The organism is Achromobacter seleniivolatilans (assembly GCF_030864005.1).
In the GTDB taxonomy this organism is placed as follows: domain Bacteria; phylum Pseudomonadota; class Gammaproteobacteria; order Burkholderiales; family Burkholderiaceae_B; genus Achromobacter; species Achromobacter seleniivolatilans.
Genome location: NZ_CP132976.1, coordinates 4,682,936 through 4,697,315, shown reverse-complemented (window position 1 = coordinate 4,697,315; position 14,380 = coordinate 4,682,936). Strand labels below are relative to the sequence as shown.

The 14,380-nt window shown below is 62.6% G+C and carries 13 protein-coding genes; 3 read left to right on the top strand and 10 right to left on the bottom strand.

All coding sequences use genetic code 11. From position 1 onward, the window contains the following. Positions 1–87: 87 nt before the first annotated feature. The 3 genes from RAS12_RS21130 to argS form a co-directional block, all read right to left on the bottom strand. Positions 88–720, bottom strand: a complete 633-nt coding sequence (locus RAS12_RS21130; RefSeq protein WP_306939874.1) for a thiol:disulfide interchange protein DsbA/DsbL — start codon at positions 718–720, stop codon at positions 88–90. Between the two features lie 80 nt (positions 721–800). Continuing rightward, complete coding sequence (locus RAS12_RS21125) at positions 801–1,550, bottom strand: SPOR domain-containing protein (protein ID WP_306939873.1); 750 nt, start codon at positions 1,548–1,550, stop codon at positions 801–803. A gap of 9 nt (positions 1,551–1,559) precedes the next feature. Further along, the gene (gene argS / locus RAS12_RS21120; RefSeq protein WP_306939870.1) at positions 1,560–3,257 is read right to left on the bottom strand and encodes an arginine--tRNA ligase; all 1,698 of its coding nucleotides are present in this window, start codon (positions 3,255–3,257) and stop codon (positions 1,560–1,562) included. Between the two features lie 415 nt (positions 3,258–3,672). Between argS and RAS12_RS21115 the strand changes: the two genes are divergently transcribed. Further along, the gene (locus RAS12_RS21115; RefSeq protein ID WP_306939868.1) at positions 3,673–4,014 is read left to right on the top strand and encodes a DUF1840 domain-containing protein; all 342 of its coding nucleotides are present in this window, start codon (positions 3,673–3,675) and stop codon (positions 4,012–4,014) included. A 78-nt stretch (positions 4,015–4,092) separates the two neighbouring features. Further along, positions 4,093–4,410, top strand: a complete 318-nt coding sequence (locus RAS12_RS21110; RefSeq protein WP_306939867.1) for a hypothetical protein — start codon at positions 4,093–4,095, stop codon at positions 4,408–4,410. Here RAS12_RS21110 and RAS12_RS21105 read toward each other — a convergent pair whose 3' ends face one another. The 6 genes from RAS12_RS21105 to RAS12_RS21080 all read right to left on the bottom strand — a co-directional run bounded on the left by RAS12_RS21105 (position 4,411) and on the right by RAS12_RS21080 (position 10,453). Then, positions 4,411–5,211, bottom strand: a complete 801-nt coding sequence (locus RAS12_RS21105; RefSeq protein ID WP_306939866.1) for a carbohydrate ABC transporter permease — start codon at positions 5,209–5,211, stop codon at positions 4,411–4,413. Then, the gene (locus tag RAS12_RS21100; protein ID WP_306939865.1) at positions 5,208–6,083 is read right to left on the bottom strand and encodes a carbohydrate ABC transporter permease; all 876 of its coding nucleotides are present in this window, start codon (positions 6,081–6,083) and stop codon (positions 5,208–5,210) included. The genes RAS12_RS21105 and RAS12_RS21100 overlap by 4 nt, the downstream gene beginning before the upstream one ends. Positions 6,084–6,096: 13 nt before the next feature. After that, on the bottom strand, positions 6,097–7,392 hold the full coding sequence (locus RAS12_RS21095) for an ABC transporter substrate-binding protein (protein ID WP_306939863.1): 1,296 nt from the start codon (positions 7,390–7,392) through the stop codon (positions 6,097–6,099). Positions 7,393–7,424: 32 nt separating this feature from the next. Further along, positions 7,425–8,480: an ABC transporter ATP-binding protein gene (locus RAS12_RS21090; RefSeq protein WP_306939862.1), complete on the bottom strand. Its 1,056-nt coding sequence runs from the start codon at positions 8,478–8,480 to the stop codon at positions 7,425–7,427. A 121-nt stretch (positions 8,481–8,601) separates the two neighbouring features. Next, positions 8,602–9,399 (bottom strand): phosphodiesterase, encoded by a 798-nt coding sequence (locus tag RAS12_RS21085; protein WP_306939861.1) that lies wholly within the window; start codon positions 9,397–9,399, stop codon positions 8,602–8,604. A gap of 40 nt (positions 9,400–9,439) precedes the next feature. Beyond that, positions 9,440–10,453, bottom strand: a complete 1,014-nt coding sequence (locus RAS12_RS21080) for a substrate-binding domain-containing protein (RefSeq protein ID WP_306939859.1) — start codon at positions 10,451–10,453, stop codon at positions 9,440–9,442. 322 nt (positions 10,454–10,775) lie between these two features. Between RAS12_RS21080 and RAS12_RS21075 the strand changes: the two genes are divergently transcribed. Beyond that, complete coding sequence (locus RAS12_RS21075; RefSeq protein WP_306939856.1) at positions 10,776–12,104, top strand: amidase; 1,329 nt, start codon at positions 10,776–10,778, stop codon at positions 12,102–12,104. Positions 12,105–12,247: 143 nt separating this feature from the next. On the opposite strand, the gene leuA is transcribed toward RAS12_RS21075, so the two are convergent. Beyond that, positions 12,248–13,960 carry a 2-isopropylmalate synthase gene (leuA, locus tag RAS12_RS21070; protein ID WP_306939855.1) on the bottom strand — a complete coding sequence of 571 codons (1,713 nt, stop codon included), beginning with the start codon at positions 13,958–13,960 and terminating at the stop codon, positions 12,248–12,250. Positions 13,961–14,380 lie beyond the last annotated feature (420 nt).

The following is a 14,380-nucleotide window of genomic DNA, read 5'->3' as shown; positions in this document are numbered from 1 at the left end:
CTTAAAACGGCCCTAAATTTCAGCACCCATAAAGCACAACGCCCCGGCCAATGGCTCGGGGCGTTGTGCGGCGATGGCCGGCGCGGATTACTTGTTGCGTGCCATCGGAATCAATTGATTCACTTCTTTCAGTGCGCCTTCGTAGCTGTTGCCCGCCATGACCGGGGAGGTCATGAACTTGCCGCCAACGGCAAACGACGGCGTGCCGTCGATGCGGTAGGCCTCGGCCAGTTGAGTGGCGCGCTGCACTTGGGTTTGCACGCTGAACGAATCGAAGATCGAGTCGAACTTGGCGCGGTCCACGCCTTGCGACGCGGCCCACTCACCCATGGCCTTCTTGTCGAACAGGCGCTTGTGCTCGCCGTGGATGGCGGTGAAGAACTTGGCGTGCAGGTCCGGGCGCTCCAGCGCCAGGAACGTGTAGTACACCTGCTGCAACGGCTTCATGCCGGCGTTGAAGGCGATCGGCACTTGCTTCAACACAACGTCGGACGGGGCGGTCTTGACCCAGTCTTCAACCATGGGTTCCATGGCGGCGCAATGCGGGCAGGTGTAGGCAAAGAATTCCAGCACTTCCACTTTGCCCGGGGTATCCGACGGCAGCGGCGGGTTGATGGACACGTAGGCGGGCGCGCCTTGAGCGTGGCTCACGGGGGTGAAGAACGCCGTGGCGGTCAGTGCGGCCGCGGCCATGATGCGGATAATCTTGGGGGACAGCATGGATGAGAGGTTCCTGAGTAAAAAGTTACAGACAGGCTCGGGGCCGGATAAGTTCAAAAGTCATACGCCGCCAGCGCGTCTTATTGGCGTACGACGGCGGTTTCAATCTTGTTTTCGCCCAAGCGGCCGCGGGCGCGGTTCATGTCATCCAGCCGCGCGAACGGGCCGACCCTGACCCGATTGATGGGTTTTCCATTCACTTCGGCTTTGTGCACGGCAACCGGCAGCCCCAGCAGAATGATGCGTGCTTTCAACGATTCGGCATCATTTTCACCGCGGAAGGCCCCGGCTTGCAGGTAGTACGTACCTGTAGCTGCCGACGCAGTGGCGGTTGCAGCTTTAGGGGACGGAGCAGGGGTCGCAGCGGGAGCAGCTTTGGAGATGGGCGTTGGCGCCTGGCTGGGCGCGATGGCAACCTGCGCAGGCGCGGGCGCGGCTGCCGGCGCTTTGGATGTGGGCAAGGTGGCAATCAGCGCGCCCAGGTCATCCAGTTTGGCGGGCGTTTCGTCCGGCTTGGCGCTGGCTGTGCCCGTACCCGTGCCCGGCAACGGCGCGGGCGCCGTGGCCGTCGGGCCGGTGGGCGGCGCGCCTGCCGCCCCGTCGCGGCCGTACAGGCCCGCGTTGGGGTCTGGCGCCTGGCGCGGATCAGGCAGCTTGCCCGAGTCGTTGCCGCGGCTGGCGCGGTCCACGAAGGGCACGGGCGCCTTGGTGACATAAAACGCCACGGCAGCGGCCACGATCAGACCAATAAGCAGGCCGGCCAGCGCCCCGTACAGGGTGCTGCCGCTTTCGCCAGAGGAACGGCGGGTAGGTTTACGCTTGGTTGCCATGAACCGATGTTACATCCGCTCGGGCGCGGACACGCCCATCAGCTCCAGCCCGTTGGCCAGCACCTGACGCGTGGTTGCAGCCAGACGCAGGCGGGCCAGCTTCAGGGCCACGTCGTCGACCAGCACGCGTTCGTTGCCGTACCAGGCATGGAAGTCTGCGGCGCAGTCGCGCAGCCAGAACGCGATGTGGTGCGGCGACAGGTCTTGCGCAGCCAGCGCGACGACGTTGGGGAATTCAGCCAGGCGCTGCATCAGCGCGAATTCCGACGGGGCCGTCAGCAGCGCGGCATCGGCCTGTGCCACGTCGGCGGCAGGCATGGCGGCGTTGTTGATCACCGAGCAGATGCGCGCGTGGGCGTACTGGATGTAGTAAACCGGGTTCTCGTCGCTCTTGGACAGCGCCAGGTCCACGTCAAACACGAATTCCGTGTCGGCGCGCCGTTGAATCAGGAAGAAGCGGACGGCGTCGCGGCCCACCCAGTCGATCAGGTCGCGCATGGTCACGTAGCTGCCAGCGCGCTTGGAGATCTTGACCTCTTCGCCGCCGCGCATCACCTTGACCATCTTGTGCAGCACGTAGGACGGGTAGTCCTTGGGGATGCCCTCGCCCAGCGCTTGCAGGCCGGCGCGCACGCGGGCCACGGTGCCGTGGTGGTCGCTGCCCTGGATGTTCACCGCGCGATGGAAACCGCGCTCCCATTTGGCCTTGTGGTAGGCCACGTCCGGCACAAAATAGGTGTAGCCGCCTTCGCTTTTGCGCATGACGCGGTCTTTGTCGTCGCCCGTGCCCAGTTCGGTCGTGCGCAGCCACAGGGCGCCGCCTTCCTCGTAGGTGTGGCCGCCATCCACCAGCGCCTTGACGGTCGCTTCGACGCGGCCAGACGTATACAGCGAGCTTTCCAGGTAATAGTTGTCAAACGCCAGGCCAAAGGCTTGCAAGTCCAGGTCTTGTTCGCGGCGCAGGTAGGCCACGGCAAAGACGCGGATGTCGTCCAGGCTGTCGACGTTGCCGGTCGCGGTGACGGGGGCGCTGGCGCCAGCGCCTTCGGAAGCCGGGATGGTCTTGCCGTCCAGGAAGTCGCGCGCGATATCGGCGATGTAGTCGCCCTTGTAGCCGTCAGCCGGCCAATCGGGCGAGTCGGTCGTCAGGCCGCGGGCGCGGGCTTGCACGCTGATGGCCAGGTTTTCAATCTGGTTGCCCGCGTCGTTGTAGTAGTACTCGCGGGTCACGTCCCAGCCGCTGGCGTCATACAGGCGGCACAGCGCGTCGCCCAGCGCAGCTTGGCGGGCGTGGCCCACGTGTAGCGGGCCGGTCGGGTTGGCCGACACGAATTCGACCAGAATCTTCTCGCCATTGCGGGCGGCGCGGCCAAAAGCGGCGCCTTGTTCGGCCACGGTGGCGATGACGGCCTGGCGGGCTGCCGAGGTCACACGCAGATTGATAAAGCCGGGGCCGGCAATTTCAGCGCTCTCGACCAGATCGCGCGCGCCGGGCAACGCCAGCAGCGCGTCCACAATGGCCTGGGCCAGTTCGCGCGGGTTGCGGCCGGCCGGCTTGGCCAGTTGCATGGCCACGTTGGTGGCGACGTCGCCGTGCGCGGCAACCTTGGGACGCTCCAGAAGCACATTGGCTTGGGCGTCGGGAAGGCTCTGCGCAACGGCGGCCTGGATCAGGGAGATAAGCTGTTTTTGTTGCTCGGGGAGCATGGGCGTCTGGAGAGGTTCTGAGTGAGTGACGAAAGTGGTGATCAGCGGGCGCAGGCCGGGCCGGTCAATCCGCGTTGCGTGTCCGCAAACCGAAGCGAATCTGAAACCGCGCATGGCGCGGCGCTCGATCGGGCGCGATCAGCAACTGAACAGCGCTTTTGCCGGATTCCTGGCCGCCACAGATCCTGCTGTCACGGGAATCTTCAGAATGATAGTTGATTTGGCGGCCGGATCGGCAGGCGCGTTGCTCTCGCCGGTATGGGATGGGGCTGCCCGTCCCCGTAGCAGCGGGGCGGGGATCAGCAATAAAATCAGACAATTAGCCCCAACTGCCCCGGGCGCTCCGGCGCCAGTTGGCATCCCCGGAGCGTTGCGGTAGTGTGTATGTAACGTATTCATCGAAGGAGACCGCAATATGCTGATTACCTTTCACTCCAAGGTCGTGGCCGAGGTTCTGATGCTTTCCGACCACGCAGCGGGCATTTTGCAGGCGGCAGGCAAGTCTGTCGGAGACAAAATTCCGGAACGCGGCGTTTTCACGGTGGAACAGCTGGGACCGGCCATAAGCGGCATCGAGCGCGCGATCGAAAACGCCCTGCATCCCGCCGACGATGATGACGATGATGACAAAGGTCCTGTAGCGCCGATGGCGCGGGCGGTCGGCTTGAAGGAACGCGCGTTCCCGCTGCTGGACATGATGCGTCAGTCCAAGGATGCGGGCGTCGAGGTCACCTGGGAAGCTTCGCGCGGCTGGTAGCCAATGTCGCCAGGCAGACAATCTGCCCGGCGTTTTTTGCCTACCCTTTGCGCCTAACGCCCTTACAAGGAATTACCTATGCGCTGCGACATCACTATTGTTTTCGACACCCGGCGTTCGCTGGACCTGACCGCCACCGTGGAAACGACTCCGCAGCGCCAAAGCCAGGCGCGCGACTGGTTCGACGGCGCCTGGGAAACCCTGGGCTGCGAACCGTTGCGCCCCAGCGGCAAGGTGCTGCTGCTGGACAAGGTGCTGGGGGTGGCCGACGCCCTGGGTTACGACACCCTCTCCACCGACGAAAAAGAAGCGCGGGAATTCGCGGAAAACCTGGCGCTGGCGCTGGAACGCCCGCGCATCACCGTGGATCTGCCCGGGCTTACCGTCGGCTACTGATTACCGTATCCCTGCTCGCATAAACGACTGCACGAATTGGCGTTGGAACAGTAGGAACGCAATCAGCAACGGCGCCGCCGACATCAAGGTGGCGGCGGTAATCACCGACCAATCAATCCCTTGATCGGTCGATGAAAACACCTGCAAACCCACGGTCAGCGGACGTGACTCGACCGAGTTCGTGATGATCAGCGGCCACAGGAAGTTATTCCAGTGGTGGCTGACCGACACCAGTCCGTATGCAACATAGATCGGCTTGGCCAGCGGCACATACACCTTCCACAGAATCTGCATGGCGTTCGCGCCTTCCATGCGCGCGGCTTCTTCAAGCTCGCGCGGCACCGTCTTGAAGGTCTGGCGCAACAAGAAGATGCCGAACGCCGACGCAAAATACGGCAGACCGATAGCGAACACCGTGTCGCGGATACCCAGCTGGCTCATCGAACGGTAGTTCTCCACCAGCAGCACATCCGGCATGATCATCAGCTGCAACAGCACCAGCATGAACATGAAATCGCGGCCGCGGAATTCGAAACGCGCGAACGCATAACCCGCCAGCGTCGACAGCACCAACTGCGCGGCCAGCACCATCGTGACCAGCAGGAAGGTGTTCAGGAAGTAGCGCGGGAATGGCGCTGCCTGCCAGGCGCGGGCAAAGTTATCCAGCGTCAGCGGCGCAAACAGGTCAAAGCGCGTTGCATAGGCGGGCGGATGAAACGCCGCCCACATTGCATAGGCCAGCGGCAGTATCCACAGCAGACCAAGCGCCCACGCGCCCAGGGTATCGAGCTTATCTTTCATTGATAGTGCGTCCTGCGGTCCAGCCAGCGGAACTTGAACAGCGCGGTCAGCGCCAGCACCACCAGCAACACAACGGTCAGCGTCGCGGCGTATGCCGTGTCCCAGAAACTGAAGCCCACTTGGTAGATGTAGTACAGCAGCAAGGTGCTGGCGTTATCCGGTCCGCCGCGCGTCATGACGACAACGTGGTCCACCAGCCGGAACGCGTTGATCAACGCATTGATCAGCACAAAGAGCGTGGTGGGCATCAAGAGCGGCCACAGAATGCGGCGAAAGTACTGCCAGCGCGAGGCGCCTTCCAGCATCGCCGCTTCGCGCAGCGATGGCGACACCGTCTGCAAGGCCGCCAGGTAGAAGATCATGAAGAAGCCTGACTCTTTCCACACCGTTACCAGCATCAGCGCGGGCAGCGCGGTCTCGCGGTTGCCCAGCCAATTGGGGCCGGGCGAGCCGAACCAACCCATCACCTGCGCAATCAACCCGTACTGCGGCGTATAGAAGAACAGCCAGATGTTGGCAACCGCCACCATCGGCAGCACGGTCGGCGTGAAATAGGCCATGCGCAAAAAGCCGCGCCCGCGCAAGTTGCGGTTCACCCACAGCGCCATGATCAGCGCTATGCCGATTGAGGTTGGGATCGTGCCCAGCGCAAACCACAGGTTGTTCCACAACGACTGCCAGAACACCGGGTCATCACGCATCACCGCATAATTTTCCAGGCCCACGAAACGCGCGGGCCGCGCGCCCTTGGGCGTGGAAAAAAAGCTGTGCCACAGCGTCGCCACTGCCGGGTAATGCGTGAACGCGGCGAGCAGCACGATGGCTGGCAGCAAGAGCAGCCAGCCATAAAGCGCGTGTAAAGAGCGGCTCATCGTGCTTGTCGGTTTACTTGTAGGAACGCAGGATGCGGTCAGCCTCAAGCTGTGCGCCGGTCAGCGCTTGCTGCGGCGTCTTCGAGCCCGTCAACGCCGCTTGCAACGCGTCGTTCAGGGTCTTGGTAACGCGCTGGTTCTCATGCGTGGAGAATTCCGCCACGCTCACTTCCAACTGGTCGCGGGCAACTGCGGCGGCGGGCACTTCCTGCGCGTACTTCTTCATCTTCTCGGTCTGCCAGGCGGCCGGCGTGACGGCCACATAACCCGTGGCGATGCTCCAGTCCGCTGCGCGTTCCGGGGTCGTGGCCCATTGCGCGAACTTCAGCGCGGCTTGCTGTTGTTCCGGCGTGCCGCTCTTGAAGATGTAGAAGTTGCCGCCGCCCGTGGGGCTGCCGCCGCGCTTTTGCTGCGGCATCATGGCCACGCCAAACGGGAAGTCAGCGTTCTTGCGGATGTTGGTCAGATTGCCGGTCGTGGTCCAGATGATCGCGGCCTTCTTTTCCAGGAAGTCCTTGGGCGTGGTGCCCCAGTCGATCGTGCCCGTCGGCATGATCTTGTGCTTGGCCGACAGGTCATGCCAGAACTGGGCGGCTTCCACCACCGCAGGCTTGTCCAGATAGACCTCGTTGCCGGCTTCGTTCATCAGGATCGCGCCGTTGGGCGTGGTCAGCGCCTGGAACAGCCAATAGGCAAAGGCGCCGCCCGACGGGATCTCGATGCCCCATTGCGTCGTGTTGCCCGAGGCGTCCTGCTTGGTCAGCTTCTTGCCGTAGTCGACGAGCTCGGCCCACGTTGCAGGCGCGCGTTCGGGGTCCAGGCCGGCAGCCTTGAACAGATCCTTGTTGTAGTACATGACGATGGTCGAACGCTGGAACGGCACGCCCCAGGTGTGGCCGCCCGAGCGGCTGTTCTGCATGAAGGCGTCATAGAATCCGCCCAGCCACTTCTTGTCGGCATCGCTCTTGGCCAGCGAATCAACCGGAACAATCGCGTCCTCGTCGATCAGCGTGAACATGTCGGTGGACAGCAGCACGGCCAGTTGCGGCGGCGTGCCGCCCTTGAGCGCCGTCAGCGCCTTGGCAATGGAGTCCTGATAGGAACCCGCATAGATCGGCTTGATCTTGATGTTGGGATTTTCTTTCTGGAAATCCGTCACCATGTCATCAACGATCTTGGTGATCGGGCCGCCGACAGCGACCGGGTAATAGAATTCGACTTCAACGGGCTTGGTCTGTGCCTGCACAGGCAGGGACAGGCAGGCGGCGGCCAGGCTGGCGGCCAGGGTCTTCAGTACGATGCGTCGCATGGTGCGTTTCCTTCCTGTGGATTGGGCGTCTTCTAGCGCCCGACGGTGTTGATGACCGCCGAATCGGCGGCAAAGAAATGTTGTTGCCCATCCGGCCAGGACAGGCGCAAAGCTTCGCCGGCGCGGGCGAGCAGATGGCCGCCAACCCGCACAGCGACGCCGCTCGTGTCGCCAACGCGGCACACCACAATGGAGTCCGCGCCGAAGTACTCCACGCTTTCCACGATGGCGGGAATGCCGTTGTCGTCGATACGCATATGTTCGGGGCGCACGCCCAGTTTCACGGCGCCTTCAGGCGCGCCCGCGATCGCAGGGCCTTGCGTGCCGGTGATCGTCGTCGCGCCCTGCTGGCTTGTCAGGCCAATCAGGTTCATGGGCGGGGTGCCAATAAAGCGCGCTGCGAATTCCGTGGCGGGGCGTGCGTACAGGCCTTCAGGCGTGTCGTGCTGTTCGATCTGTCCGCCGCGCAACAGCACTACCTGGTCGGCCATGCTCATGGCTTCGGTCTGATCGTGCGTCACGTAAACCATCGTGATGCCCAGGCTCTGCTGCAAGGCGCGTATTTCGCGCCGCATTTCATGGCGCAGCTGCGCATCCAGATTGGACAGCGGTTCATCCATCAGGCACACCGGGGCTTCAGAGATCACGGCGCGGCCCAAGGCGACCCGCTGCTGTTGTCCGCCCGACAGCTGTGACGGCTTGCGGTCCAGCAGATGGCCCAGGCCCAGCAGGCCAGCCACACGTTGCAGGCGGCGGTCGAAATCACGCGCTGGCTCTTTGCGCACTTTCAGGCCGAACAAAATGTTCTCGCGCACCGACAGATGCGGAAACAGCGCATACGACTGAAATACCATCGAGATGCGGCGCTTGGCGGGGGGCAATTGCGTCACGTCGCGATCGCCGATGTGGATGGTGCCCGAGGTGGGCGTGTCCAGTCCGGCGATCATGCGCAGCGTGGTCGACTTGCCGCAGCCCGAAGGGCCCAGCAACACCGTAAAGCTGCCAACCGGCACCGTGAAGCTGACGCCGTGGATCGCGGCCGCGTTGCCGTATTGTTTGGTGAGGTTATCCAGAACGATGGATGACATGCTGTCTCGACGATCTAATTGTTAGATCCGCATTGTTGCCTGTTATGAAAACCTTTTCATTGTGCAGCGCAAACATGACGGAGTTATGGCAAAGCGCCCTACTGATATTCCGAAACCGGCCCTAGCCGAAGGGATACGGACCGGGGTATTCCCCAATCACTGCGTGATGCGTGACCAGGTTCTTTCCCTGCCACCAGTGCAACTGATATCCCGGCGGTTCCATGATGTATTGCAAGGTCGGGCGCGGTCCCAGTTCCAATGCGAGCTGGTGCGCAGTGCCCGGACAAGTAGATGCAATCGTGCCGCCAAACCGCTGGAAGATGGTGCGATGCAGATGGCCGCAGAGCACGCGCTCCACATTGGGAAAACGAGACACAATGCGCTCCAGTTCCGGCGCGCCAGCCAACAGGCCAATCGCATCCATGTGTTCAATGCCCGTCAGGAATGGCGGATGGTGCATCAGCACCAGCGTGGGACGGTCGGGCTGCTCCGCCAGACGAGCAGCTAGCCAGTCGAGCCGGTCCTGACAGAGTTCGCCGTGGCTCTTCATCGGCACCACCGTGTCCAGCGCCAGCATACGCAACGGATAGCTCTCCACCGCGTATTGGATGAATGTGCCGCTGCCTTGCAGATAGCCGTGATCGGGGAATGCGTTGCGCAGTTGCGCGCGGTCGTCATGGTTGCCCGGCAGCAGAAAATACGGAATCTCCAGCGCCTGCAGATGTTCGCGCAGCGCCTGGTATTCCTGCGGGCGGCCAAGGTCTGTCAGGTCGCCCGTGATCAGCACGCAATCAGGGCGTGGGGTCAGCGCATTCAGTGCACGCACCGCAGGGCCCAGAAAAGCCGCCGGATCAATGATGCCGTAGGCCTTGTCGCCCGGGGTGCGCATATGCAGGTCGGTGATTTGAGCGATGAGCATGATACGTGTGGCTGGAATTAGAGGTCGTGTGAAGTAGCGATTAGCGGCGCACCGACGCTGCGGTGCCGCCGACGACGATGCAATGCGGCAGCCGGTTCGATTGCGGCGGCTGGCCATGAATCTGCGCAAGCAGGTTTGAGCAGGCGGTCTGCCCGATACCGTCGCTGGGTTGCGCTACCGTGGTCAGCGGCGGGGTCAGCAATGCGCCAAAACGCATGCCGTCAAACCCGCAAACCGAGATATCAGAGGGTACGGACAAGCCTAGTGCGACCAGGTCCGCAATGACGGCAGTGGCCAGCAGGTCGTTCGAACAAAACAAGGCGGTGGGCGCCTGCTTGCCGCGTAACGCGGCTTTCAGCGCGTCGGCGTCGCTACCCGTGTGCGAACTCATCGCGATGTGCTGCACGGTTTCCAGCCCCAGCTTCTTGGCGCAGGCTCGCGCGCCCATCAGCCGGCGGCGAGCGCGGTCAGATGCGGTCAGGGGGCCTGTGACCAGCGCGATGCGCCGGTGGCCCAGCGCCGCCAGATGCGCCACCATGTCGCTGGCCGCGGCGCGATTGTCGACAGAAGCAAAGGGATGCGTGGACGACTCGTTATAGACCAGCACATACGGCATGCCCGAGCTGTCCAGATCATCCAGCGTGGCGCTTTTGTTCACGTCGGCAACGGTCAGAATCAGACCATCGACCTGATGGTCCATCAGCCCTTGCACTGCCGCCGACTCGACGGCTGGGTCGTAGCCCGTCGCGGTCAGCATGACGCTGTAGCCGGACTCACGGGCGCGCCGCTCGGCGCCTTCAAAACACTCGGCGAAGACGGGGTTGGACAGCGTCGGCAAGATCAGCCCGATGGTGCGCGTGCTGCCTGAGCGCAGGCTGCGGCCAACCCGATTCGGCCGGAAGCCAGCGCGTTTGGCCACATTGCGGATGTGCGCCAAGGTATCGGGATGCACGATTTCCGGCTGGTTGAACGCGCGCGAAACCGTCGCCGGAGAGACCCCTGCTTTGCGGGCCACTTCGATGATGGAAAAGCGGGGAGACGGGCGCGTAGCCATATCCAAATTACTGTCTGTTTACTGAAAACGATTTCATCTTACAAGAGGAATATGACCTTTGTATTGCACGGGTTTGCGCTATGCTGATAGCGACGCAACAACAAAACGCCTAGGCGTGGCGCAGCAGGTTTACTCTGTAAATCAGGGTCTTTTCGGTGTTTTTACCAATTGACGCGGCGCGCACAATGGCAGGGATGGGCTCACTCGAACCATGCAGCAAAGATGCTGCGTTGCGGGATTGGGCAGATCCCCGGTCAAGGGGACCGGGTGCGGAGTTCAGCTGCCGCGCATGATGCGCGGCACCGGTAAAGAGGAAAGGATCATGTCTACTGCCTTAAACAGCCTTGGCGCGCTTGAAGCCGCGCACAAGCTGCAACGGCGTGAATTAACGGCGGTGCAATTGGTGCGTGCCTGCTTTGCGCGCATCGAGCAGCGCGAGAACACCGTCCATGCCTGGACGGCGCTGCAAAAGCAGGCCGCGCTGGATCACGCGGAAATTCTCGACAACGGCGCGTTGCGCGGTCCGTTGCATGGCCTGCCGATCGGCGTCAAAGACCTGTTCGATACCGTCGATCTCCCGACCCGCTACGGCTCCCCTATTTACGAACGTCACCGCCCCGGCCTGGATGCCGCCTCGGTCGCGCTGTGCCGCGCATCGGGTGCGATTGTCGTGGGTAAAACCGTGACGACCGAATTCGCCACCTATCAAGCCGGCCCCACCCGCAACCCGCGCAACGAAGCCTACACGCCGGGCGGGTCGTCCAGCGGCTCCGCGGCGGCGGTGGCTGATGAGATGGTGCCGTTCGCGTTGGGCTCACAAACCGCAGGCTCCATTATCCGTCCCGCGTCGTATTGCGGCATCGTGGGCTTCAAGCCCACCTTTGGCGCGATTCCTCGCGCGGGCGTTAAAAGCCTGGCGGAATCGTTGGACACCGTTGGCGGCTTTGCGCGCTCGGTGCAGGACGTGGCGCTGTTCGCCTCGGTCATGATGCGCGATCCGCGCATGCTGAATCTGGCCTATGAGGGCAAACCGCGTATCGGCATGTGCCGCACGCTGCAATGGCGCCACGCTCAAGCCGAAACCAAAGAAGCATTCGCGCAGGCCGCAGCAACGCTGTCACGCGCCGGCGCCGTGGTGGAAGAAGTGCCGCTGCCGTCTCAGGACTGCATGCTGGTGCAGTTGCACGCAGACATCATGGCGTTCGAGTCTTCGCAGTCGCTGGCATACGAACGGCTTGAGCACGCGTCGCAGCTCAGTCCCAAGATCCAGGCCATTCTTGAAGCCGGTTCGCAAATTACCGCGGAAGAACATATCCGGAACCTGGCCCGCGCCGAGGAATCCCGGGCCCGCGTGAACAGCTGGTTTCAGGACTTTGACGTGGTGCTGGCGCCTAGCGCCGCCGGCGAAGCGCCGTTCGCCGATCTGGGCACGGGTGATCCACAGTTTTCACGCGCTTGGACGCTGTTCGGCCTGCCCTGCCTTAACTTGCCGTTCGCAACCGGACCGCAAGGGTTGCCTGTGGGCCTGCAAGTGATTGGGCAGCGCTATGACGACCATCACACGCTGGCCGTCGCCGCATGGGTTCACGAACGCTTGCTGGCCGCCAATGCGCCCGATATTGGCGCGTCGGACATGTGGCCGCGCGGCTGATTACGCCGCGCATAAAGAGAAAGCCCGCCGGATAAAGGCGGGCTTTTTTTGCTATACAGGCGCTTCAAGATGCCGGTGTGCTCTTGGGGCCGGCAAGCCCATGTGACGGGCTTGCCTGTTTTAGCTCAATGCCGGTCTGCGGATCACGCAGTTTCAGCAGTTTCCTGTTCGGCGGCCGTAACGGCGCCCGAATTGATATGGCGGTTGACGGCGCTCAACACAGCCTGGAACGATGCCGTCACGATGTCGCGGTCGATGCCTACGCCAAAGCCCGTGCTGGACTCGCCGACGCGCAATTCCACATAGGAGGCGGCGCGCGTGCCGGTGCCGGTGCCGATGGCGTGCTCGTGATAGTCCATGATGCGCACGGGCACGTTCAGCGCGGCCACGAAGGCCGAGATCGCGCCATCGCCCTTGCCGGTCACAATGCGGCGTTCGCCGTTGTATTCAAGTTCGGCTTCGATGCTGAAGTGCTGGCCTTCGCCTGCCGACGGATTGCCGTCAATGCGGTGGCGGATCAGCTTCCACGGGGTCTTCTGTTCCAGGTACTCGCGGTTGAAGATCGTGTGCACGTCATCAGCGGTGACTTCGCGGCCGGTCTCGTCCGTCACGCGCTGGATGGCGCGGCTGAATTCGATTTGCAGGCGGCGCGGCAACACCAAGCCGTGTTCTTGTTCAAGCAGGTACGACACGCCGCCCTTGCCCGATTGGCTGTTCACGCGGATGACGGCGTCATAGCTGCGGCCGAGGTCGGCGGGGTCGATCGGCAAATACGGCACTTCCCAGACGGCATCGGCCTGTTGCAAGGCCAAGCCCTTCTTGATGGCGTCCTGGTGCGAACCAGAGAAAGCCGTAAAGACGAGGTCGCCGGCGTACGGGTGGCGCGGGTGCACGGGCAATTGGTTGCAGTATTCGGCGCAACGGCGCACTTCGTCGATGTCGGAAAAGTCCAGGCCGGGATGCACGCCCTGCGTGTAGAGGTTCAAGGCAAGGGTAACGAGGTCAACGTTGCCGGTGCGTTCGCCGCTGCCGAACAGGCAGCCTTCGATGCGGTCGGCGCCGGCCATCACAGCGAATTCGGCGGCAGCCACGGCGGTGCCGCGGTCGTTGTGCGGGTGCACGCTAAGCACGATGCTGTCGCGGCGGGCCAGGTTCTTGTGCATCCACTCGATCTGGTCGGCGTACAAGTTGGGGCTGGTGGCCTCGATCGTGGCGGGCAGGTTCAACACCATCTTGTGGTCGGGCGTGGGCTGCCATACGTCAGCTACGGCATCCGACACTTCAAGTGCAAATTCGGGTTCGGTCGTGCTGAAAACTTCGGGCGAGTACTCGTAGCTCCACTTGGTTTCGGGACGCTGCGACGTGTACTGCTTGATCAGGCGGGTGCCAGTGGTGGCGATGTTCTTGATCTCGTCCTTCGACATGTTGAACACGACCTTGCGGAAAGCCGGCGCGCAAGCGTTGTACATGTGGACGATGGCTTGCTTGGCGCCTGCGGCGGCTTCCACCGTGCGGCTGATCAGGTCTTCACGCGACTGGGTCAACACGATGATGGTCACATCATCGGGAATGCGCTTTTCGTCGATGAGCTTGCGCACGAAATCAAAATCGGTCTGCGAAGCCGAAGGGAAACCCACTTCGATTTCCTTGAAGCCGATCTTCACAAGCTGTTCGAAGAAGCGGACCTTGCGCTCGACGCTCATCGGCTCGATCAACGCCTGGTTGCCGTCGCGCAAATCCGTGCTCATCCAGATCGGCGCCTTGGTGATACGGCGGCTGGGCCAGGTGCGTTCGGAAAAGTCGCGGGTAAAGGGCGCGAAGGGGACGTATTTGGTGGCGGGGTTGGCAAGCATCATTACTACACCTCGATCGGTTTCTTGTGAATCCCGTGAGCATCAGGCTCATCAGCGCAAGCGGCCGGATAACGGACTTGTGCCAGGGTTTGCCGGATTCAACCGGCAGGATTCAGAGATAAAAAGGGGAAATCGCGTGTGGCAAACGTGGATGCCGAGCTACCACGGGACACTAGGCCCGGCAACCGATCGGTAGGTATAGCGATAGCGCGGCAATCGACAAGCAGCGAGCGCGCAGGCCGGCGACCGGAGCGGCGGAGCGTCCGGTGGCAATCGCGAGGGGGGTGCGGTGAGCGGCCATAGGTTGCTAGTCAAACATACTTTTCCGGCAAGCGCAAATGCTAATGCCGAAAAAGATATAAGGGCCGGAACAAGCTTCGTACGGATTCGTCCAGGCCGCTGAAGCGTTTCATGGGCAGCCTG

What these genes read in the sequence shown, in the direction of transcription:
- RAS12_RS21130 (WP_306939874.1), bottom strand. Translation starts at nt 720, where the DNA reads ATGCTGTCCCCCAAGATTATCCGCATCATGGCCGCGGCCGCACTGACC.
- RAS12_RS21125 (WP_306939873.1), bottom strand. Translation starts at nt 1,550, where the DNA reads ATGGCAACCAAGCGTAAACCTACCCGCCGTTCCTCTGGCGAAAGCGGC.
- argS (WP_306939870.1), bottom strand. Translation starts at nt 3,257, where the DNA reads ATGCTCCCCGAGCAACAAAAACAGCTTATCTCCCTGATCCAGGCCGCC.
- RAS12_RS21115 (WP_306939868.1), top strand. Translation starts at nt 3,673, where the DNA reads ATGCTGATTACCTTTCACTCCAAGGTCGTGGCCGAGGTTCTGATGCTT.
- RAS12_RS21110 (WP_306939867.1), top strand. Translation starts at nt 4,093, where the DNA reads ATGCGCTGCGACATCACTATTGTTTTCGACACCCGGCGTTCGCTGGAC.
- RAS12_RS21105 (WP_306939866.1), bottom strand. Translation starts at nt 5,211, where the DNA reads ATGAAAGATAAGCTCGATACCCTGGGCGCGTGGGCGCTTGGTCTGCTG.
- RAS12_RS21100 (WP_306939865.1), bottom strand. Translation starts at nt 6,083, where the DNA reads ATGAGCCGCTCTTTACACGCGCTTTATGGCTGGCTGCTCTTGCTGCCA.
- RAS12_RS21095 (WP_306939863.1), bottom strand. Translation starts at nt 7,392, where the DNA reads ATGCGACGCATCGTACTGAAGACCCTGGCCGCCAGCCTGGCCGCCGCC.
- RAS12_RS21090 (WP_306939862.1), bottom strand. Translation starts at nt 8,480, where the DNA reads ATGTCATCCATCGTTCTGGATAACCTCACCAAACAATACGGCAACGCG.
- RAS12_RS21085 (WP_306939861.1), bottom strand. Translation starts at nt 9,399, where the DNA reads ATGCTCATCGCTCAAATCACCGACCTGCATATGCGCACCCCGGGCGAC.
- RAS12_RS21080 (WP_306939859.1), bottom strand. Translation starts at nt 10,453, where the DNA reads ATGGCTACGCGCCCGTCTCCCCGCTTTTCCATCATCGAAGTGGCCCGC.
- RAS12_RS21075 (WP_306939856.1), top strand. Translation starts at nt 10,776, where the DNA reads ATGTCTACTGCCTTAAACAGCCTTGGCGCGCTTGAAGCCGCGCACAAG.
- leuA (WP_306939855.1), bottom strand. Translation starts at nt 13,960, where the DNA reads ATGATGCTTGCCAACCCCGCCACCAAATACGTCCCCTTCGCGCCCTTT.